This window comes from Candidatus Rickettsia colombianensi, from assembly GCF_003664375.1.
Lineage (GTDB): Bacteria > Pseudomonadota > Alphaproteobacteria > Rickettsiales > Rickettsiaceae > Rickettsia > Rickettsia tamurae.
This window is the reverse complement of the sequence record NZ_RAQN01000007.1, coordinates 18,094-42,926: the sequence shown is the minus strand read 5'-3', so window position 1 is coordinate 42,926 and position 24,833 is coordinate 18,094. Positions and strand designations below refer to the sequence as shown.

The following is a 24,833-nucleotide window of genomic DNA, read 5'->3' as shown; positions in this document are numbered from 1 at the left end:
AGAATATATAAGCAATATTTAACTTTATATTTTTGTAAAACTACATATTCATAAATGGGCAAATACTCGATAATCCCTCTTGTCCGCTTAGAGATGGATCATAGTCTCCTCCTGATGAACAAAATTCTTCTACATGAATCTGAGTATACATAACCCCCATTTTCTCTTCTAATATATGCTGCACATGATTGTTAAAAGAATGAGGACCGCAAATTTCATAGGTTTCACCTTTTAAAATGCCTCATAAAAATTCTTCAGCTATTCTACCGGTATGATAATGTATATTATCGTTCTCATTAATATTATCATAACTATCTTGAGTATAAAATTTATCATAGCGAATTTCAGTATCGCATATTGTTGCAATATCAGTTAATTTTTTTACAGCTGCATCTAATTGAAATGTGTCACTGTTTTTATTTTTAGTAGAGTGAATAATGTGAATAACGGCGGGAAGCTTAACATTTTCTTCATTTGTTATACTATTAATTCTAGAAATAGAATGGCTTTTTCCTGACCCGCCGCTGATAAGAACGAGATCTTTATTGTTTTCTATATCCGATTCAATATACGAAGGGTGTACTTTTACTAGCTGATTTTCAGAATCAAATAGATAGTTTGTTATAGTTCCATTAGGATTTTTCTTTATTAGGCATTCATAATAATAACCTTCTTCATCATGACCGGTTTTTATAACTGTAAATTCACTGTATTTTTCTCCTACTTTAACAGTAATGACCTGCCCATGTTTGTGCGGTATTACTTTTTGTTCATTTTGTCTATAAAATTTTATTTTTGCCGTATTTCTATCAGCACTTTCTATTTCGATTTTTATTTTATGACTTTCAAAACTCTCTATATTATACTTTTCTTTTAATTCATTATATTGCTTCTTTTCAGCACTTACAAAATGCTTTCCTACTATAATATTTAATATTTCCGTTACCAGCGTGTTACCCTCATCTACATTTGATATAAGCTCTTCAGCAACAGGTTGATATAACTCTGAAGGAAAATATTACGTCCTACATGTATACCAACAATTTTTGATACTGCCTTTTTAAATTTATGATCATTCTCTAATGCTGGTTGGATCACTTCTAAAAGATCTACTTCATCTGTTTCGCTATATGAACTTAAAACCTTTAGAATACTACTGCCGGTAAGATTTAAAAAATTTTTCATTGCATTTGGCTGTATTCCTTTCTCAGGTTTTTCAGTATTAAAACTATTACTATTAAAAAATTCATTTACCAATGTCATATTTAGTTGCTAAATTTCCATAAAAATTTAAAGATTTAGTAATATCAAAATTCTTAAATAGCTCAGCAGCTTTTCTTATTTCTCTCACTATAGTTGTTCTAGACATGATTACTCCTTTTTTAATAACATAACTTTTTACTAAAATATACATTTAAAATACATATTATAGTAACTAGACTTATATAGACGTTTTTTTGTATATTCAAGGTAAAAATAAATAAAATTTTTATGCAGTTAACAAGTTTTACCGACTACGGATTACGTAGCCTTATATATCTTGCTTCAAAACCGGAAAGAATTTGTAGTGTAAAAGAGATATCAGAGTACTATAATATTTCCCTTAATCATTTGGTAAAAGTGATTCATAGATTAGCACAATTAGGATATATTAATAGTAGTAAAGGAAAAGGAGGGGGAATTAAGCTAGCATTTAGCCCTTCTTCTATGAAGTTGGGAGATATAATAGAAAAATTAGAACCTAATATGGATATAGTAGAATGTTTCAATAAAAATACTAATAGCTGCAGAATTACAAATTCATGCCAATTTAAACATTTTATTAAAGAAGCAAGTGAAGCATTTATAAAAACATTGAATAATTATACATTAGAAGATGCAATGATTACTAAAACAATTCAAATTAAGGATAAGCTATAGCAAAATAACCGTTTTTCTTTTTCCGCATATTAAAAACTCCTTATTCCCCTTAGCACCTAGTATAGGACTTTCTATTATACCAAATATTTTAAAATTATGCTCTTTTTCAAGCCAATCTTTGATGTTATCACATACTTTTTGATGTAAGAGAGAATTTTTAATAATTCCTCCCTGCTCTACTTCATGCTTTTCGACCTCAAACTGCGGTTTTATTAAAGCAATAAGCATGCAATCTTCTTTAACTAAATTTAGTGCAGTCGGTAATATAGTAGTTAAACTAATAAAGCTGGCATCACAGACAATTAAATCAGGAGGGGTAGTTATTTGCTTATCGGTTAAATATCGTGCGTTAGTCTTCTCAAGCACTTTAATTTGTGGATTGTCGCGTAATTTAGGATGAAGTTCGCCATAACCGACATCTACGGCAAAAATTAATTTTGCTTTACGCTTAAGTAATACTTCTGTAAAACCGCCGGTGCTACTACCTATATCAATACAAACGAAATTTTCAGGATCAATTTTAAAATAATCCAAAGCGGCAATTAATTTTAATGCCCCTCTTGAAACATAATTATGCTTCGGTAACTTTACCTTAATGTCGGTGTCATTTATATTAACCTGTATCCCAGGCTTAATTAACTGCTCATGCTTATTATGTACTTTACCTTGGATAATCAAGCTTCGTGCTATGGTAATATCTGTTACAAAACCTTTTTGTAGCAAATATTCATCAAGCCTTATTTTAGTCATTACTTTTTAAATTTAACTTATGTTATAATGGTTCATGAGATAGAAAATATACAATTTGTCTAATTGAAAGTTGCAGTTTCAATTAGACGTAATATATTTGAGCCATACAATAATGCTGCAACTGAATGGAGCATGGTAATCTAGAAAAATATTCAAATCCTAACCAATATATGTCTTTTCTTACCGGCAGAGAGTTTTATAACATTTTTATCGAATAAGAAATTAGTATTAATTATCATATTCTCATCTGCAACTAATTCATCATTTATTTTAGCTCCCTTCCCTCTTATAAGCTTGCGTGCTTCCGATTTAGAAGTAGCAAGCCCTGCTTCATGAAATAATTCATATGCACTAATACCTGCTTGTAATACTTCCTGCTCTAAAACAACGGTAGGTAAATTCTCATCGATTTGTCCTTCTTCAAATATCTTTACTGCAGTTTCTAGAGCTGATTTTGCCGCTTGTTCCAAATGACAAAGCTTAGTTAGCTCATAAGCAAGCTGTTTTTTAGCTGCATTAATATCTTCAGCCGCTAAACTCTCAAATTTATTAAGCTTTTCAGAAGTTAGCTCACTATATAATTTAGCAAATCTAATTACGTCGGCATCTTCACAGTTACGCCAATATTGGTAATAATCATACGGGCTTAACAAATCTTCATTAAGCCATACCGCCCCTGCTGCAGTTTTACCCATTTTAGCACCTGAGCTAGTCGTAAGTAGCGGCGTCGTCATACCAAATACTTCTTTACCGCTTATTTTACGAATTAAATCCGCTCCCATTACGATATTGCCCCATTGATCGCTACCGCCAAGCTGCAAACTGCAATTATAATGCTTGCTTAAATAGTAAAAATCATAGGCTTGTAGCAACATATAGTTAAATTCTAAGAAGCTTAAATGCTGCTCACGCTCAAGCCTTAACCTTACTGAATCCATAGTCAGCATGCGGTTTACCGAGAAATAGCTACCAAAATCCCGTAGGAAATCTAAATAATTGAGCGAATCTAACCACTCTGCGTTATCCAGCATAATAGCATCACTTTTACCGTCACCGAATTTGATAAACTTTGACAGTGACTTTTTTATACCTTCGGCATTTCTTTTTATATCATCTTTAGTCAAAGCTTTACGTGCTTCATCTTTACCTGAAGGATCACCGATTTTACTCGTACCGCCGCCGATAATTACAATAGGCTTATGTCCATACTGCTGAAGCAATCGCAGAATCATTATCTGCATTAAACTACCGATGTGGAGTGATGTAGCAGTACAGTCAAAGCCTATATACGCAGCTATTTTTGTCTCTTTCGTTATAGCAGTTAACCGATCCAAATCGGTACATTGATAGAAATATCCTTTGTTTATAAATTCTTCTATAAAACTCATATATTATTTCTTATTTTTTTAAAAATTCCTTTTTTGCTTTTCTGCTAGGAAATAAAGTGTTAAGGAAAATAGCATCTTTATCACCTTTTATATAAAGTACTGCATATACTTGCTCAATCATTTTAACATATAAAATTTTTTGACCTTTATATTTCTCTTGATTATGATGTAATTTAATATCTAATAAATTACCATCAGCAATCGACTGTATTATTTCTTCAAAGCCTATATTACGCTCATGCAATAACTTAGCGTTCTTTTCATGATTATATCTAAATTTGATCATTGGTATTTACAATTTAGTAGCATCTGAATGAATTAACATATTAAGATAGGTTTGATAAGGCAAACCATGCTTAGAAGCTTTAATTTTTATTGCTTCTATGTCATGTTCTGCAATTCTAATAGTAACAGACCGCTTTTTATTAAGATGTGCTTTTGCAGACTTTTGAAATAATGCAATGAGAGCTGGATCATCAATTTTTTGCTGCTTTTCAAAATTATCTTCAATATCTTGTTTGTAAGGATCTAGTTTGATACTCATAATACAACTATTTTCAATGTTATATTTATTATAAATAATGTAAGTACTTTGTCAATACTTGATATATTAGACTATCCTGCGGATAGTTATAAATCTGTACATTGGATTTTGTGAAAGAAATTTAATTTAATCTAATCTATTTTTTAGTTCTCTTTGCATCATAGGAAGTAAAATATAAATCAAAACAGGTAATAAAGCAAATTTAAGCAAAAGTGTAAAATTAAATAATATTGTTGAATTTTTTATTATAGGAAAAGTTTTATAACAAAAGAATAACAGAATGAAACTAATAATTATACCTATAGTTTTTTGAGCATTATTTAAGATCAAATCAGAATTATATTTAAAGCAAATATATACGATACCATAACCCACTAAAGTTCCTATTGGTAATAAAAGCAGTAAGGGGAAAGGACTGTCTTTCCATAAAAAGAAACATATACCTATCACAAAAGCCAATATACAATAATAAGATTTAGCCCTATTTTCCCATCTACTTATTTGTGCTTGTATAAAATTACTTCTATAAACTAAAACAATTAACACTCCAAAAATCATACCGCCTATAACATCATATATACTATGTACTCCAAGATATAGGCGTGAAAGCATAATATTAATAATCATTGCGATAGATATTATTTTTAACGTTTTTGAATTAAATGATAAAAATATTATCATAAAGAAAACAGTAGCCACCTGTACATCTCCACTAGGGAAACCAAATGATCCATCATTAATAGGTAACATATGTAATGTACTAGGCGGGCGAGGAATAGAAAAAGCCTTTTTAATAATAACATTCAATAACGTTGCAAATGATATAAGCCAGCCTAAATCCAAAAATAATCTATTTCTTGGATTTAACCAGTAGGCAATCGCAATAATTGTAATATAAAAATAATCACTAGCAAAAAAAGGAAATATTTTAAACCAGCTAGTTAACATTTCACTTCTAAAACTTAATAACCATTCAGGATTTATTTTAAATAACATCATTACATATAATATTTTTTAGAATAGTATCGACATAACCACATATGAGATAGACTGTCAATGATAGAATATGGTTGTTAGGTACTGTAGTAAAAATTTATTCATTTTTTAAGAAATAGTTAATATTCCCTCTTGACATGTGACAGTCTATTAGTGTATAATGCACTTAAGACAAAAAAGGAACTATCAATAACGCATTATAATATTCAGTTAGAATATATTGATTATTACTTTTTTAAGTAATAATTAAATTTAATCAAAATTTTTAAAGGGGAAAAATTATGTTTAGCTATCTATTTTCAAAAAATACAGTTTCTAATAACATATCACCTGAAAAAGTAGTAAATAATTCGACTACATATGCAGGAGTAAAAGTTTCTGAAGCAACATTTGAGTATTTTGCTAATGCTAAGGCAGCTGCTGTAGGTTGTACAACGTCTGCTGCTACAGCAGTCGGTTACGGTTATAAAGTACTTGGTAGTGCTTTTATGGGCGCTTGTGCTTATGAAGTGGTAGCCGGTAAAGTAATGACAGGACACGCTTTTGGATGGGCTATGCCTACATTTGTAAAAGCAGCAATATCAACGGCTGCATGGGGATTTGTGTTGGAGCAGCTCTTGCATATTCGCCGGAGAACACATTTGAGTTATTAAAAAATACGACCTATACAGGAATAGAAGCAGCAAAATTTGCTTATGAAAATACAGCAGGGATAGTAAACGGAATAGCCGGCTTAGCTCATCTTGTGTATGATAACTTACCAAGCTACAGCGAATCTCCTCAAGTGGCTCTAACTGGTAGCATGGAAATTTCATGGGTAGATGCTGTTGCATAAATCTCTAAAATAGCTAATAACTAAAAAAGCTGATTATGTCATTCCTGCAAAACAGGGGCGTTGTTGCATAAATCGGTGTCATTCCCACGAGGCATTGTTGCGCGGACCAGTAAAATCCACTGTGTCATACCGTGGCTTGGCCACGGTATGACAATGAGAAATCGATCCACACAGGCAATGCCCCACGGGAATGACATAGAATAAAAACTGTCCGGTTACCTTACTGATATCTGTTATATTTTATAATAATAAAATTTTATTTCGTTGTTTTTAAATGCATCTTTTTTATTCCTAAAACCCTTTTTCAAAGAGCTACAGGAAAAATTAATATTACCGGCTTGAGCCGTGTCCGGTCCTTCATTTTTTATTTTCTCTATATCCTTACTACTTGGTACTACAACGGCAATATGCCCTGCTCTTGTTGGGTTAGCATTTTTATACGGATACAACAAAATATCCTTGATTAGCAAATTTTTGTGCTTGAATAAAACTATCATCACGATTTCCTGCTTTAACACAATTCCACCCGTTCTTTATTCCGTCTGTTTCAAGCCACTCAGCTTGCTTATTTGATAAAGTAGGTATAAATTCTTTATCGCTTTCAGGATGAGGAAGTAGAGACTTATTTGAAAGCCCAAAGGCTGCACTAACAGCATACGCAAAACAACTACAATGAGTCAAACGCTTTAACTTAGGAGAGTTGTTATATTTTGCCGTTTCTTCTAATAAAGTTTCTCCCGACTTACAATTTATTACATTACCTTTTTGCCACTGTTCCTCAACATTTCAAGAGTTAATTACCTCTAATTTTCTTTAGCACTTTCCGATATATTGTCTGCTTGTGCAGTAATATTAATACAAAGTAAGTAAATTATGATTAATTTTATTTTATTCATTTTTTTCTCATGTTAATTTATGAACCTCTATACACAATATATAATATGATAATTCAATTATTAATTGTAATTTCTTATATTTTATTATTTAGAAAAATATAAGAACACTCTATGTTTCTTGACAAATGCTATGCTTTTATATATGCTCCTTCGTATGTTAGCAACAAGAAATAAGGCTTAGAAATAAGTACTTCAAGCTTAGCACCCGTAGCTCAATTGGATAGAGTATATGACTACGGATCATAAGGTTAGGGGTTCGACTCCTCTCGGGTGCGCCATTCTTCATTTTTCAGTATTTCTACAAACGTATCAAACGGCGGACACAGTATAAAATCAAGCTTTTTGCCGTTTAACTGAAATATTAAGTGTCTTTCACCAAATCTCTAAACTAAGTAGCTTTTCTCTTTCTTCTAAATAGTAAATTTATCACCTTATAAAAAGAAATATTAATAATTTAATTAACCAACAAGCCTCCTTAATTTCATTTATCTTTAACTGTGGAGGGGGAAAATTCCAAGCATCAACCTTGTGGCAGAAGCTTAACCGAGTTGAATATTTAGCAGCTGTCGATGAGATATTAAGATGGATGCGTACTAAAGGCGGTGTTAAGCTGCAAGGTTTAGCGACACATCGGCAACATTATAGATTATAATTATTATCATTTATTAACACCTCTTATTATTTCCTCTAATCCTCTATATACTCATAAATCCCTTAAATTAATCCTAATTTATTTATTCATACTTTTAGTTAAATTTCTATTGCTTTCTTAAAGCTCCTTATTATGATTCTGTCTATAAGCTCATTTTTAACAAAATATTAAAATTTATAGAATTTAATAAGGGTAGAGATATGAAAGAATTAATAGAATTTCTAGAAAAAAGAGGATTTACTAGACAAGCAAATAGTTTAAGAAAGGGTGATACAACGCTTAATCTTTCTTATAACGACATAGGCGAGGCTAGAGCAAGAGACTTAGCGGCAAGCTTAAAAGTTAATAACTCTTTAACGTCGCTTGATCTTAGATGGAACAAAATAGGCGAGCAAGGAGCAAAGAAATTAGCCTTAATGCTAAAAGATAATTCTACTATTACAGAGCTTAATCTTAGGTATAACAACACAGGTATTTTTTGGGGTTATATAAATAAGGCAACGTTGGACACAATTAACGGATATTTGCAAAGAAATAAAACTATAGTAGAAAAAAAGCAGAAAGCTTAAACGCCGAAGGCAATGATTTATGCAGTCAAGAAAAATAAAACAAATGCAGAAAAGAAATATGAAGAACAAATTTTCTGCAATCCTGCTTCTCTTAATATTTGTTATCAAGAAATAAGTGATGAATTAGCAGAGCTAATAGCTGATAAATTAAAAAGCATTAAAACAACTACTACTGTTAATTTTTCAGGTAGCCAACTAAGCGATAAGGGTATAAAGGTTATTTCTAAGGCTCTAAAAACAAGTCTGCATTTAGAAAAACTGGATTTTAGTGACAGTAATTTAGGCGATCAAAAAATATAGTAGCAATAGAGCTTGGGGTGTCTTGAGGTGATTGTAATAATGATGATTGAATTCTGCTGCTAAGTGATCGAAAGCGAGAAGAAGTAGGACTTAGAGTTTCTGAAGGAACTGCCATAATGTTATCATATATATTTGAGTTCTTACTATCTACCCAATTTCTGTGATTTATGACTAGTTCCTCCTCACTGTTACTACTATTATGTGATGAAGTTGAAAGTTTTTGTGGTAAAATTTGTGTATCCTGATTAAATATATTATCACTAGGAGTCGCCATATCTTGGCTAAGTTTTGTATCGGCTTTTAACTGCTCTTTTTTCTTTTCTTCGGTGTTAATTATTTCTTTTATTTCTCCTAGAGAATTGGAATCAACATAGAGTGCTGTCGGTAGCATCTCATTAATTATCTTATTTTTTTAAGTTATCATTTTCAAAAGCTTTCTTAACCTCCTTAAAATCTTCCTCAGACCAATTAGGTATTTTCTCAATTTCATTAGAAGTAACTGTATAACGTCCTCCTCCAGTAATATCTTCTTTTTTTTCTAGGTTAAAATTAGAATTCTGTAGAAATTTTTCTGCAGTTTCTGCATAATTCTTAGGAATAGATATACAATATTCATATTTATACTTCTCCGCTTCTTGTTGTATATTACTGATTTCTAAATATAACTTAGGTTCATTATGATTAGCAATTGAAAATTCAGAGTTATAATCCAATATTTCACATCCTGCAATTTCTAGAGTTGGAAGAGATTGCAGTGTCTTATTCAATAAATTATTAATTGATTTAAGTTCGGATTGATGCCTCTGATGAATATATGATTTTACAATATTTTTTAACTCCTGATTAAGTAATTCGTGACACACTTTTCAGCAAACTCATTTTGTCTAGCTTTATCTGATTCTTCACGAGATGAAAATTTGTATTCTTTAAAGTGATTGATATAATATTTTTATACATTATTTCAATATTTTTTAAAGCATATATACCATAATTACGATCAATCACTGCTACATTATTTTTAATTTCTATCCCTTGCTCTTGAATAGTATTTTCCTGTATTGTTACCGTTTGTCCTCCTGAATATTTCTCCGCTGCGTTTATGATATCTGGAGGACACTTTCCACCCATAGAATCTTTATATAACAGTACTACTTGATCATTTTCGTCTTTAAAAATAGCAAAACTTGTCCAATGTCCTCTCCTTCCAGGTATATTATAAATACCGACTATAGGCTTGTCTAATATTGGGAATTCTTTTTGAATATTTTTTATGTTTAGGTCATAATTTTTATCCTTGTCACTATTTTGATCCTCAACAAAAACTTTAAAATTTACTTTCGTTGTATCGATCAATTGAGAAGCGATTGCTTTTAAATCAGGATGTTGATAAAGATAAGAAAGACTATTTGGCTTACTAATTCTTTGATTATAAGCATTTTTTTATCTTCTGGATTAGGATCATTGTGTAGATCAGGTGTGTCATTCTTTTTCTTATTTAACTGTTGTTTTTCTGAAATAAGAAGTTGAAGAAATTCTACCGATACATCAGGATGTCTTAATAGCTCCCGGTATAACCCATCTGCTGAAAGATTTTTATGGTATTTTCTTGTGCATAAACAAGGTCTGCTTTTGTTTTTTCAAAAACTAAGTTTTGATTTTTAAGTTGTTTCACTGCATCGTTTTTTCAGCTTGCAATTTTTTTATTTCCTCCAATGCTGCATCAAGTGTAGTAGGTACATTTGGTTGTATTGTAGAAAATGATAGGCTGTATTTGTACTGCAGGAAAGGTGGATCCATAAACTGTAGCAGCAATTATCTGCCTTCACTAGAAGAAGCGTCAGCAGTCAATTTCTTTTGTCTCTGTTTTTTCAAAGGTTCATTTTCTTTATCTTTTCTATGTTCTTTCTTCGGGTTTATTTTAAGCGGGGTGTCCTTAATCTTTAATTCCCCTTTTCCTATATATCTTACTATACTGTTAATTGCTATTTTCTTCTCCTGTTCTGATAAAGCGTTATATTTTTCATATGCTGTTTTACCTAGAAAATCTTCTAACCAGTCAGGATTTTTTCTTATAGCATCCATTAAAGCCCATTCATATCCTACTCCATTTCCTCCTCTAGTAGTAATATTAAGCGGTATTAAGTGTTTTTGTTTATTCTTATCAGTAAAATGAAAATCTACATTTTTCGTTTCTTTATTTATAACTAAATCACAACTAATACAACAAAGTTTAGACAATCCTATGTATATTTCTTCACTTAATTGATTATCACAATCTTGAAATTGTTCTTTTATATACTGTATTATTCTCATTTCAGCATGAGCTTTATCGCTAAATGGACCATCTAATACAATTTTATATGGTTGTTTTATAGCTTCAATAATTGAGGGAGCAAATTTTTTACTTGCATCAATAGTATCAGGGTTTAATTCATCTTCTAATTTCATCAAATCTCTTCTAGCTCTAGCTACTGCCTTAACTACTTTTGGACTTGCACTGGTTACATTACAGACTTTTTGTTAAACCTCTTGATTATTATTCGGATATTTTTCTAGCTCTTGCAAAATGCGTGGTAATATATCCTTATGGTCACTATTATTTTTATAATAATATTGTGCAGCATCTAGAAGTAGCTCTTTTCGTTGAGTAGATAGATTTTGTTGTTGTAGAAAATTTTTTTGCTCTTCTTTAGGTAAAGCTGTGTAAGTAGCATAATCTTGTAAATATTTAAAAACTTTTGTGGTATGTGTCTCAATTTGTTCAACTTTCTTTGTGTTAACACTAGAATTATGTAATTCGTTGAAAGCTACTAAAATTTGCTTACCGTCAAAACATACGGCACTACATTGGCTATTATATTGAATTAACCTACCTAAGGCATCAAAGCGTCTATTTTGTAAAGGAGTATCATTTTCTTTTATAATCTTTGAGTTAAGTCGAGTACGGAAAACATATGCAAAATTCTGCAGATTTGAGTTGTTGTTGTCATTTAATAGTCCGTGGGTAGGATTCTCTTCAGCAAATCCAACATGAAATGCCATATAAGGAACAAGTTCTTTTGGAATAATCTTTTCTGTTTTACCTACCAAAACCGCTAGAACTGCTAATTTTTCAAAACTTTCATCAAGTGCTTCACTATATATTTTTGTGTATTTTCTTATAGTGTTCAGTAAGGATTTTTAAAGCAGATATAGATTCGTTTAATATAATACTTTTTAATAAAGCCTCTCTCGATTTTTTATCTCTTATGATATCCTCTACTGTCTGGCTATCTACATATTTAACAAACTCTACCGTTAACCTTTCTTTCTGTGCATTTGTTAGATTTGCCATATAAATATTATTTTATAATTTTAATTATTTATTATTTATTTTCTCCTAAAGCCTCAACGCTTTCCTCAAATATTGAATTATCAATATCATTACCGTCTACTAAAATCGTCATGTTACCTGGAATGCTTTTTAAGCTTTCCGCACCCAAATTGGTTATGTTATGATCTCTTAGATCTAATTCCTTTATATGTTGTAGGTGATCTTTGTGATAAAGAAATACTGTAGCAAGATAGGCGGCTCCTAGATCTCCTAATTTAATATTCATAAGAGCTAATTTTTTAGAGAATTGTTTTTTTGTAGCATGTTCGCTATTGCTTCAAAACCTAGATCTCCTATTTCAATATTATTGCTTATTAGTAAAGTTTCTAACGCTTTATTTTCGGTTAATGCAGTAGTAAGTTCTTTTATATTATTATGGGTTAAATTATTGTTATTAAGATTTAGAGTTTTTAACCATGGATTTAATTTTAAAGCAGATGCTATATATTTTCATCCCCTAAGTTATTTTTTTAAATCTAAAGTATCAATGGGGGTTGAGGTTAAAAAGCTTCCAATGACTTCTGCACTTTTTTCGGAGATTCTTGTTTCATTTAATATTAATTCTTTAATATATTGATTAGCCATTAAAGCATGAAGTAATTTTATGACATTAATTTTGCACTGCTAATATTATTTGCGATAACGTCTATCCCTTCGGCAGTAATATTAATTTGTCCTATATCTAAGGATTTTAACGGTAGTTTTGAATGAAACAACTCACTAATAATTGCTGCTCCTTTATTTCCTACTTCACTAATACCTAATGCTAAAGAACTTAAATTAGGGTGGTTTTTAATAGCATCTATTAATATTCTTAAATCTTCTATTTTCAGCGAAATAGAATTTAAAGATAAATATTCAAGGGAGGTATTATCTGCTAAAGCATCGATAAGAATTTTTATTTTTTCACTATCTAAAGAAGTAGAATTCAGGTTTAAATGTGATATTTTATTTAACCTTACAATTTTGCTTAGATTTTTTATATCATCGTCACTAAGGTTGCTGCCATATAAATCAATTTCTTTTACTACAGTATTTTTCTCTAAAGTTTTAATTATAATTGATAAAAAACTACTATCTTTTTCATAAGGTAGTTCTACACGAACAATTTCAGGATCATTATTCTTAATTTTCTGCAACAATAAATCATTTCGACTGAGGTCAATTTTTTGTCTTTTATTAGACTCTTCTTTATTAATATTATCGAGGGATGTAGTTGTTTTTTCTATAGGACGTTTTAAATTTTCTCTTTTCTTTAACTCTTGTGCCACTTCTCTCATATTAAACTCTTGTTTTAAATTAATAATATTTTTCTAATTCTGTATTGCTATTCTAGAATCATTAATCAATTTTTAACATTTTTTTCAACTTATATTTTCTTTTTATGAGATTATACTGATAATCTCTTCTAATTATATTTAAGTAATTAAGTTAGATATGGTTTGAGAATTGTAGGAAATTTTTAATTTTGCAGTGAATGGAAAATATGTTCTAATTAGCAACGTAAATTGATCTTTCATAATAAGACTCCATATTAAGCACTAATAAGCCAAACATAACTATAAATGTTATTGCCATTACAATTATAATTAAATCATAATCTGACAACAAAAATAATAATTTATTCTGACTTTATACTTTACTAGGAAGCTAAGCTAGATGAGTATTTATTTTTAAAATAAATCATAAGATATTTATATAAGTTAACACATAAATTAAATATTCTCAAATGTAATCTAAATAAAAAGTAATATAACTTAATAAACTGTAACTTTTTTAGTTGCAGTTGGTGGTTCCACTTCCAATGATGAAATGCCTTTAATTGGGTAGTGGTACCACCATGTATAGTACCGTACAATTTTTAAAAAGCCCTCGATGTCATCCCTGCAAAAGCGGGGAATGCAGAGAAAAAGCTTAATAGAAAAAAAGCAAATAATAAAACAGAATGAAGTTGCTTAAATATAAAATAACCAACAAGTTACTAATATATTTAAAGTTAAAAATTATTTATTATTGCAATTTTTCAATTTTTGCTTTAATTATAATCAACTATTATTAATAACAATAGACTTCTTGCATAACGTAGTTAATAAAGAGGAATTTGAAGGAAACACGAAGCACAGAACCACAGTGTACACTATAGTACGTGAGGATTCGAGCATCGGATTGACGTACAAATTACCTTTAGAAACAAGTTATGCAAGAAGTCTAATAAAAAATAACTTTTTATGGAAGATATAAGCTCTTGGAAAGAAAAGTTCGAAGTTTGCGTTTATGCTAAGAAACTACTTGATAAACTTGAATATTTAAACACTAAAGTAAAAAACCCCGTCGATATAGAGGAAGTTAAAAAAGCATTTTCTATGCTCGTAAATATCACGGCTCACAAATGCGTCAATCAGGCGATCCGTATTATTCTCACCCGATTGAGGTGGCGATTATGCTTGCGGTATTTGTAGCTGAAGAAGCCCTAAGCTTTTTACTTCTAACATGATAAATGCTGCTTTGCTTCACGATACCATTGAGGATACAGAACTTACCGAAGAAGTAATAACTACAATTTTTGGGCTAGAAGTTGCAAACCATGTAGAGGGTTTAACTAGAATCAAACCTTACGGGAAAATTAGTGCAGAAGAAAGCCTCAATTTATTAATTCAGCAAAAAAGATATGATACAACTCTCATAAAATTATTTGATAGAATCCATAATATCCAAACTTTAGGTGCTAAATCACCTGAGAAAGCAAAAAAGATTATTGAAGAAACTTTAATAAATTTTGTAATTCTAGCTGAATATTTAAAAATACCAGCGATAAAACAAAAAATAGTTGATTTATGCTTTCAACATTTATCTATTAAGCAATTTCTAGCTCAGGAAGATAATCTTTTTCAAAATAATTTTCATTCGTTTTTTCTAATGTTTCAAAATGAGTTATCCCGAATAGAAAAGCTAAACCGGTAGGTAACATAATAATTAATAACCCCCAATTGTTAAAATATTCCACTATATAAACAAATCCAAAAGATGTAACTACGTGCATGAAAGCACGCGAAATAGCAAAGGATAAAGCAACCGAGGTAAAACGTTTAAATATAGGAAAATACTTAAAGAAAATTGGCAAACCAGTAGAACTATCAGGTCTAAAAAAAATAAAAACCGATTGTATGCAAAATAATTCAATCGGAGAACCTACTTTTAAAATTAGATAAGGCCAAATAATAGCAAACCCTAGAAATATTATTAAACGAACTTTAGCTATTTTTAAGGGATAAATTTTATAGCACAAATATTACTGTACTGGAAAAATGAACTATAGAAACCCAAAAATTGTGATGTATTAATTCCAAGTCTATCCTCATATTTAAAAATCACTAATAGTACTGCTACAATTGTTAAAGATGATAAACTAAAACCGTAACAGATAATTATAATTACTACAAATACACCAGTTTCGGGTGAGGAGATAAAAAAACATTTAGAGTTATTTTTATTACTGCAAGATAAACCAGCTTTCTTAGGAGTTGCAGGCAAAAAACACTATAAATGGCAAAGTCCAAAAGAAATAACCGATGATATTCTTAAATCGAGTGAAAAAATAAATTTTGAGCTTTTATCTTCCGTCCCAAGCATTACTACTATGCATAGTTTTAAAGTAGATACGTTTGCCTCAAGAACTTTGCTTGTTAAAGTAAATAAAGGTGTTAAAACATCGGATAATTTAACACTTGGCTCAGATTACTCTCAAATAGTACAAATACCCGATAATCCTAAGAAGTTAAGCTAATGTCCGACGGTTCTATTCTTTCATTAGACGGCGAAAGAAAGCTTCCCGTATATTCACTTGGTATAGATAAATTATATTTAAAAATCGATAAGATTAATCAGCAAGAAGTTAATCACTTAATCAGCCAAACCAATAGATATAATATTTTCCAGAACCCGACTTTTATAAATGAATATACCTTTAATGAGTATAATATTTCTGAGGTATTTCAAGAGGAAGTAATAGTTAACTCTCAAAATTTAAATTTACCTCATTATACTGATTTAGATTCAGTAAATATTTTAATTTAGAAGAAGCAGGCAACTATTCCAAGGGATTATTTCTAGCAAAAGTTTATGCTAAAGATGATAATAATATTATTATATCTCAAGATAAAAGATTAATTTTAGTTACCGATCTTGGTTTTATAGTAAAAACCGATAAAACTGGAACGCATCATATATTTGTTTCTTATATCAGTAACGGTAAACCGGCTGGCGGCGTAAAAGCAGATATTATAGGACTTAACGGTGAGGTGTTAGTAAGCAGCAAAACCGATAGTAAAGGGTAATGGCATTCGGTTAAGCAAATTTACGTCTACTATGAGATGTAACCCACCTATTAATAGATTTACGCGATATTTTAGGATAGTGTCTATTTAACCTTACCTTTTGCCGTACTTTAGCTATAGAACTTATAATTTTTTGTAATGTATTATTAGTTAAAATACACCCTGTCATCACTAGATTTTCTAACTGCCTCGTTACGATTAGTAAACAGTTTTTAAAATTGATTTTTATCATTGAGATAGGATCAAAAGTATTGGTTATGTATTTATTATCTTCACTTTTGTTAGATGGAATTAATTTTTCTGCTTCAAACTCAAAAAACCTAGATAAATTGATTAATAATATATGAGCGTATAAAGCGTATAATTCTTGTTTAATACCTCTAGCTGATTTTGCATGAAAATCTTCTATTTCTATAAACCTCTTTGAGATTTTATAAAGTTCTTTTATACTCCATCTAGAGTGATAAATTTCATAAAAACATTCTTTGGGAAAAATATACTTATCTGTTAGAGTTGTAGCATATATATAAGTTGTATCATTTATTTTATGTTTAATTAAGCATACCTTTAGCGGTCTAAATTTTAAATTATAACCATCCTTCTTTAGATCATGCATAACAGTTGTAGATGGCATATAATCTATAGTACTATCTTCTTGATCTGTTTCTATAAAATTCATAATCTCATTATTGGTATTATTTCTAATACCAAAAGGTATTCTAAAAATAACATGACAATTTTGTTCTATGATTTTATAAAGCATTAAGTAACTAAAATATCCCCTATCCAGTACTACAATATCTTTACTACCTAACTGTTGAATGTGTTCTAGAGCAGATAATCTTTCATTCAAATGTGCTTGCAAACTAAAGTCATATACCACCTTTTCTTGTATGTTATAAAGACAACTCATTAAACCTGGTGGATAGTAATTACCTTGATCTGCTGAACACACTATAAATCCTTCATTAATTAATTCTCTTGGTAAACTTACCCTTGATCCATCTATTGTAAATATTCTATAACCCTTTCAATTTGGTAAATCTTGAATCTTGTGCCAAAGAACCAATAAATTTTGATTCAATTCTATAAAAACATCTTCTGGTAATTTTTGTCTTGCCTCACATAATGAAGATGCAGCTACTGTTTTAGTTTAGGGTAATATAATATTTTTATCTAAACATGACTCCCAAAATTGAATAAGACTACTACCATACCCTTGTTTATTATAACTTTGTACTAGTTTAAATAAAAATGTTACTAATATTTGTGTATTTAATACTCGTTTTCTTGTTTGCCACTTAGAATCAAATTTATCACTTACTTTTTTAAATATTTCGTTGACTTCAGACCAAAAAATTAATGATTTTGCTACCTCCATCTCAATATTCCTCTCTTTGTTATTACAATGAAAGTCATTATATCATATTTTTTATCTTAACCGAATGCCATTGGAGGAAAGGGCATGCCGTTTTATCAAATATAAATGATTTTACAAAAGCAAAAACTCCAGTGGCTTATATATTAACTACTAAGGATGATTTTTCGTTTATGCCGTATAGTAGAATTGATAGACAAGTTAATTATTCTCGGTTTGATGTAGCAGGAGCCGTTAGTGCTGGTCAAGGGTTAAAAGCTTATTTATTTTCCGATCGTGGCATCTATAGACCAAGGAACAAGGTCACATAGGTATTATGCTCAAACAAACCGACTGGCAAGGAAAATTTGACGGCTTACCTTTAGAAATACAAGTAACTAACCCTAGAGGAAAAGTAATAGATAAAAGTAAAATAACTCTAGATACAGAAGGATTCGGCGAATATTTATTCTCAACGCTTGATGATTCCTTAACCGGCTTATATAATATAAGCTTATATTTAGTAGGAGATAAAGGCACAAATAACTATCTTAATAGCGTATCTGTCAGGGTTGGTGATTTTCAGCCTGACCGCATGAAAATAAACATAAACTTCAATAACTCACAAGATAAGCTATGGACGAATCCAAAAGACCTCAAAGCAAATGTTAATCTTATAAATCTTTACGGCACTCCTGCAGAAAATAGAAAAGTCAGCGGCTTTATTGATATTAGACCTACCGAGTTTTTCGTACCTAGCTTTAAAGAGTATAAATTTTATAGTAGCAAAGGAAATAAAGAGTTTTTTAACGAACGTTTAGGAGATATTACTACCGACTCTAAAGGTACGGCAAACTGTGACCTTAACCTTGAAAAATATTATAACGCTACTTTTAATCTAACATTTTCAGCAGAAGGATTTGAGCCTGACTCAGGAAGAAGCGTAAACGTGAGCAAATCGCTTATAGTTTCGCCTCTGCCTTATATTATAGGATTTAGAAGCGATAGCAATCTAAAATATATTAAGAAGAAAACAAGCTCGGCAATAGAATTCATAACCATATCAAATAAAGCAGAAAAAGTAGCTGCACCTGATTTAACTCTTAACTTAAAAAAGATTAATTATGTAAATAACTTAGTAGCAGATAGTAACGGTAATTATTCTTACAGTTCAGTACCTATTGAGACTAATATATCTTCTAACAAGGTTAATATTCCAGCAGATGCAAGCTATATTTTAACGTACCTACTAAAGAAGCAGGTGATTACGTTATTTACTTAACCGATAAAGAAGATACGGTCTTTGCTCAAGCTGAATTTTCGGTAATAGGTGAAGGAAATGTTACGGCTAATTTAACAGACAAAGCAAATTTAAAAGTTAAGCTTGATAAAGATGATTATAAAGCCGGCGATACTATTCTTTTAAATATTATAACTCCTTATACAGGTTATGGGTTAATTACTATCGAGACCGATAAAGTACATAATTTTGAATGGTTTAAAGCTGATGAAAATCATAGCATTCAAGAAATAAAAATTCCTGACAGCTTTGAGGGTAAAGGATATGTAAATGTACAATTTATAAGAGACATAGAAGCTACGGAAATCTTTATGTCACCGTTTAGCTATTCAGTAGTACCGTTTACTACCAACATTGATAAACATAAACAAGATATTGAATTAACGCTTCCTGCAAAAATCAAATCGGGAGAAAAGCTAGCAATTCGTTACCGTACTACAAATCCCGGTAAAATAATAATATTTGCTGTTGATAAAGGGATATTATCATTTGCCGGTTATCAGATTCCCGACCCGCTTAATTACTTAATTAACGATAAAGCCTTGGAAGTCCGAACATCACAAATCATGGATCTAATATTACCTGAGCGTCCTTTATTAATGAAAGCTTATATGGCGGCTCCTGCCGGAGACGGTGTTATAAATGTCGCTCGAAACCTTAATCCGTTTAAAAGAAAAAGCCAGCCTCCGGTAGCATTTTGGTCAGGAATTTTAGAAGCAGATCTTGATGAGAGAGAAGTCACATTTGACATACCAAGCTATTGTAACGGCACTTTAAGAGTTATAGGGGTAGCCTCAAGCCTTGACGCTATAGGAACTTCCAAAGCTGATTTATTAGTCCAATCCGATCTTATTATCAATCCAAATTTACCTTTATTTGTAGCTCCGAATGATGAGTTTACAGTACCGGTAACAATATTTAATAACCTAAAAGATTCAGGAAACGCTCAGGTTTTTCTAAATATTGAAACAAGCGAAGGACTTAAAATATTAGATTATCCTAAAGAGATACCGATAGACGAAAAGAAGGAAGCTACTATTAATGTTAAATTAAAATCAACTGATAAACTCGGTTCGGCAGATTTAAAGGTTGTGGCTCCTATAAATCACCTAAAACCGGGTATAATATCTATGGCAGTAGTACATAGCTCCGAATTAACTAGTACTACGAGCATTCGCCCTGCTAGCCCTAACGTTACAACAGTTGATACAGGCTTCATTACCGGCAATAAAGCTAATTTAAAAATCTTGCGGGATTTATATCCTGAATTTGCTAAACTGCAAATTTCCGCTTCTAAATCGCCACTTGCTATTATTTCCGGTTTTAAAGATTTCCTAGATAATTATCCTTATGGCTGTACTGAACAATTAATAAGCCAAAATTTTGCCAATATTTAGCTAGTTCAGATTCTTAAAACTAATCGTAAAAAAATGGATGAATCATTATCGAAAATATTTCAAACTTTATCGGAATGTCAAAATTACGACGGTGGATTTAGATATTGGAACAATTTTAACGACGATTCCGATCCATTTATCTCCGTTTATGCTATGCATTTCTTAAGCGAGGGAGCAACTAGATATTTAGCCGTTCCAAGTGATACATTTAATCAAGGTATTTACTATTTAGAGAATATGGCTAACAGATCAATAAACTTCTTAGACGAAGCAAGAGAAAAGGCATATGCGGTTTATATCCTGACGAAAAATAGCGTTATTACTACAAGCTATATTGCAAATATTTTAAAATATTTAGACGAGTACCATAAAAATACATGGCAGGATGATTTGACTAGCGTTTATTTAGCAGCTAGCTATAAAATGCTGCAAATGAATGAAGAAGCGGATAAATTATTAGATAGATTTACTCATTTATACCTAATTTCTCTGCATTTCCCTGAAAGATTAAAAAACTTTGACCCAAAAATTGTACAGGATATAGCTCTTTTTGCTAAAGACAACTATAATAGTCTATCGGCAAGCTATGCAATTATGGCAAGTCTTGCCTATGCCGATGAAATAAATAATGTAGATGAGGCGAGTATTAAGGTAGATTATACAATAAATAACCAAACCCAAGAAGTTATAAAGCATCAAAAAACATCTTTAGCAGGTAGCAAAATAATGCTGGATGAGATTCCTGCAAACGATGTTCAAGGAATCAACTTAACTTCCTCAAGTAACGGCTTTTTCTATCAGCTTTTAACTTCAGGCTATGATAAGCAATTAACAGAAAATAAAGAGATAGTTAAAGGCATAGAAATAACCAAAAAATATCTCGATGAAAATAATAAAGAGGTTAGTAAAGTAAAATTAGGTGATAATATTACGGTGGAAATCACCATGCGTTCAGGTAGTAATAAAACCTTGAGCAATATGGTAATACTTGACTTATTACCGGCAGGCTTCGAGCTTTTACCGGATAACAACAACGTAAATATATTAGAACGCACGCAGGAAGTAATGATATGGAAACCGATATATATAACTAATCGTGATAATAGAGTTATGATTTTCGGTACTATTTCTGATCAAAAAATGACGTATCAATATAAAATCAAAGCAGTTAATAAGGGCATATTCGCAACTCCTGCTATTTACAGCGAAGCTATGTATGACCCTCAGACTTACTATCGTGGTACTATAGGTAGTATTATTGTAGAGTAGCGTTGTTGCATGGTTCGTTTTATGTCATTCCCGCGAAAGCGGGAATCCACTCCTTTTCTGTGTCACCCCGTGGCTTGGCCACGGGATCTTGTATCACAGACTGTATCCTGAGATCCCGCAATCAAATTGCGGGATGACATTAAAGATTACTGGATTCCCACTTCTGCAGGAATGACATCGATTAATAATCCTTACCATATTAAAGGAGATTGTTACGCCTCAAACAGTCTTATACTAAAAGCACAAGAGTCTTATTATACAGCTTTAGACCTCAGCGAAGATTCTGAGTTTAAACTTGGTATATATTACAAAGTGACCAATTTATCAGAGCAGAACCATAACGAATTTGATCTCATTTATATATATAATGCTATTTATGCGTTGTATAACATGAATTATCCTTATCATTATGAATTAGATTATTTTTAGCAATCTCAAACGGAATCTAAATTCGCCTTTAAAAATTCCGGAGCAAAATCTGCACCGTTAGATCAACTAATAGTTTGCAATTCTTCATCTATCGTCACCTTATTAAATAAATTTTTATCTTGAAGCGGTTCAAAAATTGAGCCTTTAAGATGTGGATATAGGTTTATAATACCTTTTGTTCCATCATCAAAAACTAATTCTAAATAATAATCAATATAACTTACAGATATTACATGCAACATTTGAATTTTAATCCATTGTTTATATTATTTTAAGATCTCATAACCACAATAAAGAATTCAGAATATCTTAATAATCCTTCACCCCACAATCACTTTCAACTTCTCTATAGTTTTTGGATCTTTTGCGAGTTCTAAAAATATTTCCCGCTCATAGGCAAGTAGCTCTTCTTCATTCGTTTCATTATGTTTATCAATAATATTTTGGAATTTGCTAAGTACTTTATTTTGTAACTCGTTATATTTTGATGTATCTATTTCAGTTGCTAAATTTATTTTAGGCAAAGTAATTTTATGAGGAGCAGGCAATATCTTTTTAGGTAGGTTTAATTTTAAAGCTTCATCTAAAATATAATGCTTGTTCATATTTACGTGCATATTCTCTACATCATAATCTGCTTTAAAGTAATCTGCCGAGCTTGTTTTATTCTGCTATATAATATTTCTGATATTTTTAATTAGTTTAGTTTTATCTCCTCTAGTTCGAGCAAACATTTCGGTAACACCGACCCATCCTGGTATTAAACCGACACCAAGTTCTACAAGTCCTGCGTTAAGTTCTTGATTTCCTATAATAAAGCTTGAGTGTAGTAATAGCTCACATCCACCTCCAAGGGCCACACCAAGACCACAGCTAATAACATGTGTAGAGGAATATTTTAAGTGAAGCATGGTTTGCTGTCCCAACTTTAGTAAATTTTCTAGATCATGAAAATTACCGTCTTCAATATAAGAAAGAAGAAGCTTTAAATCTGCACCGGCAGAAAAATTATTTCCTTGCGGATAAATATACAGATTTTTGCCGTCATTTTCAGCTTTACTTGCTGCTTCTTGCAGTAAATAAAACACATTATGGTTTAAACAATTCATTTTTGTAGTAATAATAAAAATTAAATTCTCACGATAATTTATTAGCTTTGCAGAATCGTTTTCTAATACTATCTGACTTTCTTGTAAAATATCTTTGTGAGAATTAAATTTTTGTTTATCAATTTTTTGATATTTTTTATTGGCTAAATATTGCGGAAGTGGGATATACATTAAATCGGCATTTTTAATTACCGAATTCCAGCCGTTTTTAGCCGATATAGTCAATAATTCAAATGGACCGTATTTCCAACTATAACCAAGCTTCATAGCAGCATCGATATCATAAATATTATCCGTAACCGACGGCACTAGACTTGCTAAATAAACATAAAATTCCGTGATAATTTCGGTAAAAAATTTACTATAAACCGAATCACTTGCAAGAAGCTCATCAAGATTATTAAATGAAATATCTATTTTTTGAACAGGGCTATAAGATAAGTCACTTATATTGATAACTTCTTTAATCTTTTCCGTTTGATACCGATAGGCGATAAAACCCACCGTCACCCTTACGTCCAATTAACTTCTTCTCTATCATCTTATCGAGAACAGGAGTATTTACATATATTTTGTGATAAGCATCATTTGCAGGAAGAGCGGCAAGTAATGAGCTTGATATTAACTTCATTACGTCATGTCCGATTAGATCATATAAACCAAAAATTCCTGTACTCGGTAATCCAAGACATGAAGTAAATATTTTATCTATAGTAGCAACATCAAGATTCTGACTTATCGCTTTACGAGCTACTAATTCAAGTAAAAAACACCCTACTCTATTAGCAATAAAACCAGGCGTATCATTACATTTTACTATAGTTTTACCAAGCGTTTTCGTTAAGAACTCTGATACTCTTTCTATTACCTCAGGCTTTACCGTCGGGTCTATAATTAATTCAAGCAGCTCCATATATCTTGGTGGATTAAAGAAATGCGTAATAACGAATCTAGACTTAATATTATCAGGTAAATCTTCTTTGAGTCTTTTAAGCGGTAACGTAGAGGTATTAGAAGCAATAATTGCATCTTCTTTAATATAAGGAATAATTTTATTATATAATTGATGTTTGATTTCTAACTTCTCAACAATAACTTCAATAACTAAATCACATTCTTTAATTAAATCTAAATCATGTTCTAAATTACCGATGGTAATGAAATTTGCTTTATCCGGAAAAGATAAAGGCGGCGGTTTTTGTTTATGCAAATTTTCTACGGCATTTTTTACTATTTTATTAGAATCATCGGAATCTTTAGCGATAATATCAAGCAGCACTACTTTATGAGAGAAATTAGCAATTAACGCTGCAATCCCTGAACCCATAACTCCCGAACCGATAACACAAACTTTTTTTATTTCATTTTGCATAAGTTATCTTCTATTTTCTGCCATCCCGTGGCTTGACCACAGG

General features: G+C 30.9%; 26 protein-coding genes, 1 tRNA gene and 8 pseudogenes. 13 read left to right on the top strand and 22 right to left on the bottom strand.

Annotation, left to right across the window (positions count from 1 at the left end; all coding sequences use genetic code 11):
* Positions 1 to 129 precede the first annotated feature (129 nt).
* The 3 genes and pseudogenes from D6968_RS06430 to D6968_RS06210 all read right to left on the bottom strand — a co-directional run bounded on the left by D6968_RS06430 (position 130) and on the right by D6968_RS06210 (position 1,369).
* Positions 130 to 445, bottom strand: a pseudogene (locus tag D6968_RS06430) (ferredoxin reductase domain-containing protein).
* Between the two features lie 518 nt (positions 446 to 963).
* Positions 964 to 1,263, bottom strand: coding sequence for a hypothetical protein (locus D6968_RS01770; protein WP_121542988.1), 300 nt, complete (start codon positions 1,261 to 1,263; stop codon positions 964 to 966).
* Positions 1,247 to 1,369, bottom strand: coding sequence for a hypothetical protein (locus D6968_RS06210; protein ID WP_281269433.1), 123 nt, complete (start codon positions 1,367 to 1,369; stop codon positions 1,247 to 1,249). Before D6968_RS06210 ends, D6968_RS01770 begins: the two co-directional genes overlap by 17 nt.
* A 122-nt stretch (positions 1,370 to 1,491) precedes the next feature.
* On the opposite strand from D6968_RS06210, the gene D6968_RS01765 reads away from it, so the two are divergent.
* Positions 1,492 to 1,920 carry an Rrf2 family transcriptional regulator gene (locus D6968_RS01765; RefSeq protein WP_008579452.1) on the top strand — a complete coding sequence of 143 codons (429 nt, stop codon included), beginning with the start codon at positions 1,492 to 1,494 and terminating at the stop codon, positions 1,918 to 1,920.
* Here the strand turns inward: D6968_RS01765 and D6968_RS01760 are convergent.
* From D6968_RS01760 to D6968_RS01740, 5 genes are all read right to left on the bottom strand, one after another.
* Positions 1,915 to 2,670: a TlyA family RNA methyltransferase gene (locus D6968_RS01760; protein ID WP_121542986.1), complete on the bottom strand. Its 756-nt coding sequence runs from the start codon at positions 2,668 to 2,670 to the stop codon at positions 1,915 to 1,917. The genes D6968_RS01765 and D6968_RS01760 overlap by 6 nt on opposite strands.
* Before the next feature lie 152 nt (positions 2,671 to 2,822).
* On the bottom strand, positions 2,823 to 4,058 hold the full coding sequence (tyrS, locus tag D6968_RS01755) for a tyrosine--tRNA ligase (RefSeq protein WP_121542984.1): 1,236 nt from the start codon (positions 4,056 to 4,058) through the stop codon (positions 2,823 to 2,825).
* A gap of 10 nt (positions 4,059 to 4,068) precedes the next feature.
* Positions 4,069 to 4,344, bottom strand: coding sequence for a hypothetical protein (locus tag D6968_RS01750; protein WP_121542982.1), 276 nt, complete (start codon positions 4,342 to 4,344; stop codon positions 4,069 to 4,071).
* 6 nt (positions 4,345 to 4,350) lie between these two features.
* Entirely contained in the window at positions 4,351 to 4,602 is a 252-nt protein-coding gene (locus D6968_RS01745; RefSeq protein ID WP_121542980.1) for a CopG family antitoxin, read from the bottom strand.
* Between the two features lie 126 nt (positions 4,603 to 4,728).
* The gene (locus tag D6968_RS01740) at positions 4,729 to 5,601 is read right to left on the bottom strand and encodes a phosphatase PAP2 family protein (protein WP_245969060.1); all 873 of its coding nucleotides are present in this window, start codon (positions 5,599 to 5,601) and stop codon (positions 4,729 to 4,731) included.
* A 551-nt stretch (positions 5,602 to 6,152) separates the two neighbouring features.
* Between D6968_RS01740 and D6968_RS01735 the strand changes: the two are divergent.
* Positions 6,153 to 6,433: pseudogene (locus tag D6968_RS01735) on the top strand (hypothetical protein).
* Between the two features lie 233 nt (positions 6,434 to 6,666).
* On the opposite strand, the gene D6968_RS05720 reads toward D6968_RS01735, so the two are convergent.
* Both D6968_RS05720 and D6968_RS05715 read right to left on the bottom strand, forming a co-directional pair.
* Entirely contained in the window at positions 6,667 to 6,885 is a 219-nt protein-coding gene (locus tag D6968_RS05720; protein ID WP_245969059.1) for a hypothetical protein, read from the bottom strand.
* Positions 6,869 to 7,114: a hypothetical protein gene (locus D6968_RS05715; RefSeq protein WP_245969052.1), complete on the bottom strand. Its 246-nt coding sequence runs from the start codon at positions 7,112 to 7,114 to the stop codon at positions 6,869 to 6,871. The genes D6968_RS05720 and D6968_RS05715 overlap by 17 nt, the downstream gene beginning before the upstream one ends.
* Before the next feature lie 416 nt (positions 7,115 to 7,530).
* Between D6968_RS05715 and D6968_RS01725 the strand changes: the two genes are divergently transcribed.
* The 4 genes from D6968_RS01725 (at position 7,531) to D6968_RS01705 (ending at position 8,850) form a co-directional block, all read left to right on the top strand.
* Positions 7,531 to 7,607: transfer RNA gene (locus tag D6968_RS01725), tRNA-Arg, on the top strand.
* A 143-nt stretch (positions 7,608 to 7,750) separates the two neighbouring features.
* Positions 7,751 to 7,981 carry a lysozyme gene (locus D6968_RS01715; RefSeq protein WP_342767341.1) on the top strand — a complete coding sequence of 77 codons (231 nt, stop codon included), beginning with the start codon at positions 7,751 to 7,753 and terminating at the stop codon, positions 7,979 to 7,981.
* Between the two features lie 200 nt (positions 7,982 to 8,181).
* Positions 8,182 to 8,550 (top strand): hypothetical protein, encoded by a 369-nt coding sequence (locus tag D6968_RS01710; RefSeq protein WP_121542974.1) that lies wholly within the window; start codon positions 8,182 to 8,184, stop codon positions 8,548 to 8,550.
* 12 nt (positions 8,551 to 8,562) lie between these two features.
* The gene (locus tag D6968_RS01705) at positions 8,563 to 8,850 is read left to right on the top strand and encodes a hypothetical protein (protein WP_121542972.1); all 288 of its coding nucleotides are present in this window, start codon (positions 8,563 to 8,565) and stop codon (positions 8,848 to 8,850) included.
* Here D6968_RS01705 and D6968_RS01700 read toward each other — a convergent pair.
* From D6968_RS01700 to D6968_RS01665, 7 genes are all read right to left on the bottom strand, one after another.
* A complete protein-coding gene (locus D6968_RS01700) occupies positions 8,816 to 9,241 on the bottom strand; it encodes a hypothetical protein (protein WP_121542970.1) in 426 nt (141 codons plus the stop codon). The genes D6968_RS01705 and D6968_RS01700 overlap by 35 nt on opposite strands.
* A gap of 13 nt (positions 9,242 to 9,254) precedes the next feature.
* Positions 9,255 to 9,617 (bottom strand): hypothetical protein, encoded by a 363-nt coding sequence (locus D6968_RS01695; protein WP_141110519.1) that lies wholly within the window; start codon positions 9,615 to 9,617, stop codon positions 9,255 to 9,257.
* 76 nt (positions 9,618 to 9,693) lie between these two features.
* Positions 9,694 to 10,203 carry a hypothetical protein gene (locus tag D6968_RS01690; protein WP_121542966.1) on the bottom strand — a complete coding sequence of 170 codons (510 nt, stop codon included), beginning with the start codon at positions 10,201 to 10,203 and terminating at the stop codon, positions 9,694 to 9,696.
* Between the two features lie 459 nt (positions 10,204 to 10,662).
* On the bottom strand, positions 10,663 to 11,163 hold the full coding sequence (locus D6968_RS01685; protein WP_121543124.1) for a hypothetical protein: 501 nt from the start codon (positions 11,161 to 11,163) through the stop codon (positions 10,663 to 10,665).
* Between the two features lie 207 nt (positions 11,164 to 11,370).
* Positions 11,371 to 11,940 (bottom strand): hypothetical protein, encoded by a 570-nt coding sequence (locus D6968_RS05420; protein WP_245969050.1) that lies wholly within the window; start codon positions 11,938 to 11,940, stop codon positions 11,371 to 11,373.
* A gap of 46 nt (positions 11,941 to 11,986) precedes the next feature.
* A complete protein-coding gene (locus tag D6968_RS01670) occupies positions 11,987 to 12,184 on the bottom strand; it encodes a hypothetical protein (protein ID WP_121542964.1) in 198 nt (65 codons plus the stop codon).
* Positions 12,185 to 12,215: 31 nt separating this feature from the next.
* Complete coding sequence (locus D6968_RS01665; protein WP_121542962.1) at positions 12,216 to 12,449, bottom strand: hypothetical protein; 234 nt, start codon at positions 12,447 to 12,449, stop codon at positions 12,216 to 12,218.
* A gap of 36 nt (positions 12,450 to 12,485) precedes the next feature.
* Here D6968_RS01665 and D6968_RS01660 point away from each other — a divergent pair, with 36 nt between their 5' ends.
* On the top strand, positions 12,486 to 12,800 hold the full coding sequence (locus D6968_RS01660) for a hypothetical protein (RefSeq protein ID WP_245969125.1): 315 nt from the start codon (positions 12,486 to 12,488) through the stop codon (positions 12,798 to 12,800).
* On the opposite strand, the pseudogene D6968_RS01655 reads toward D6968_RS01660, so the two are convergent.
* Positions 12,686 to 13,422, bottom strand: a pseudogene (locus D6968_RS01655) (leucine-rich repeat domain-containing protein). The gene D6968_RS01660 and the pseudogene D6968_RS01655 sit on opposite strands and share 115 nt — an antisense overlap.
* Before the next feature lie 814 nt (positions 13,423 to 14,236).
* Between D6968_RS01655 and D6968_RS01650 the strand changes: the two are divergent.
* The 4 genes and pseudogenes from D6968_RS01650 to D6968_RS01640 all read left to right on the top strand — a co-directional run.
* Positions 14,237 to 14,437: pseudogene (locus D6968_RS01650) on the top strand (palindromic element RPE1 domain-containing protein); the annotation flags it as partial.
* 14 nt (positions 14,438 to 14,451) lie between these two features.
* A pseudogene (locus D6968_RS01645) lies at positions 14,452 to 15,184 on the top strand (HD domain-containing protein).
* Between the two features lie 77 nt (positions 15,185 to 15,261).
* Positions 15,262 to 15,432, top strand: coding sequence for a hypothetical protein (locus D6968_RS05090; protein ID WP_177717164.1), 171 nt, complete (start codon positions 15,262 to 15,264; stop codon positions 15,430 to 15,432).
* 122 nt (positions 15,433 to 15,554) lie between these two features.
* Positions 15,555 to 16,554, top strand: a pseudogene (locus D6968_RS01640) (alpha-2-macroglobulin family protein); the annotation flags it as partial.
* A 13-nt stretch (positions 16,555 to 16,567) separates the two neighbouring features.
* Here the strand turns inward: D6968_RS01640 and D6968_RS01635 are convergent.
* Both D6968_RS01635 and D6968_RS01630 read right to left on the bottom strand, forming a co-directional pair.
* The gene (locus D6968_RS01635; protein ID WP_121542958.1) at positions 16,568 to 17,575 is read right to left on the bottom strand and encodes a transposase; all 1,008 of its coding nucleotides are present in this window, start codon (positions 17,573 to 17,575) and stop codon (positions 16,568 to 16,570) included.
* A 135-nt stretch (positions 17,576 to 17,710) separates the two neighbouring features.
* Positions 17,711 to 17,938, bottom strand: a complete 228-nt coding sequence (locus D6968_RS01630) for a hypothetical protein (protein ID WP_121542527.1) — start codon at positions 17,936 to 17,938, stop codon at positions 17,711 to 17,713.
* Positions 17,939 to 18,015: 77 nt separating this feature from the next.
* Between D6968_RS01630 and D6968_RS01625 the strand changes: the two are divergent.
* Together D6968_RS01625 and D6968_RS01620 are read left to right on the top strand one after the other, a co-directional pair.
* Positions 18,016 to 21,880, top strand: a pseudogene (locus tag D6968_RS01625) (alpha-2-macroglobulin family protein); the annotation flags it as partial.
* Positions 21,881 to 22,051: 171 nt separating this feature from the next.
* Positions 22,052 to 22,309 (top strand): hypothetical protein, encoded by a 258-nt coding sequence (locus tag D6968_RS01620; protein WP_121542956.1) that lies wholly within the window; start codon positions 22,052 to 22,054, stop codon positions 22,307 to 22,309.
* A 62-nt stretch (positions 22,310 to 22,371) separates the two neighbouring features.
* On the opposite strand, the gene D6968_RS01615 is transcribed toward D6968_RS01620, so the two are convergent.
* Both D6968_RS01615 and D6968_RS06425 read right to left on the bottom strand, forming a co-directional pair.
* Positions 22,372 to 22,551 carry a DUF2442 domain-containing protein gene (locus D6968_RS01615; RefSeq protein ID WP_121542954.1) on the bottom strand — a complete coding sequence of 60 codons (180 nt, stop codon included), beginning with the start codon at positions 22,549 to 22,551 and terminating at the stop codon, positions 22,372 to 22,374.
* A 78-nt stretch (positions 22,552 to 22,629) separates the two neighbouring features.
* A pseudogene (locus tag D6968_RS06425) lies at positions 22,630 to 24,790 on the bottom strand (3-hydroxyacyl-CoA dehydrogenase/enoyl-CoA hydratase family protein).
* Positions 24,791 to 24,833 lie beyond the last annotated feature (43 nt).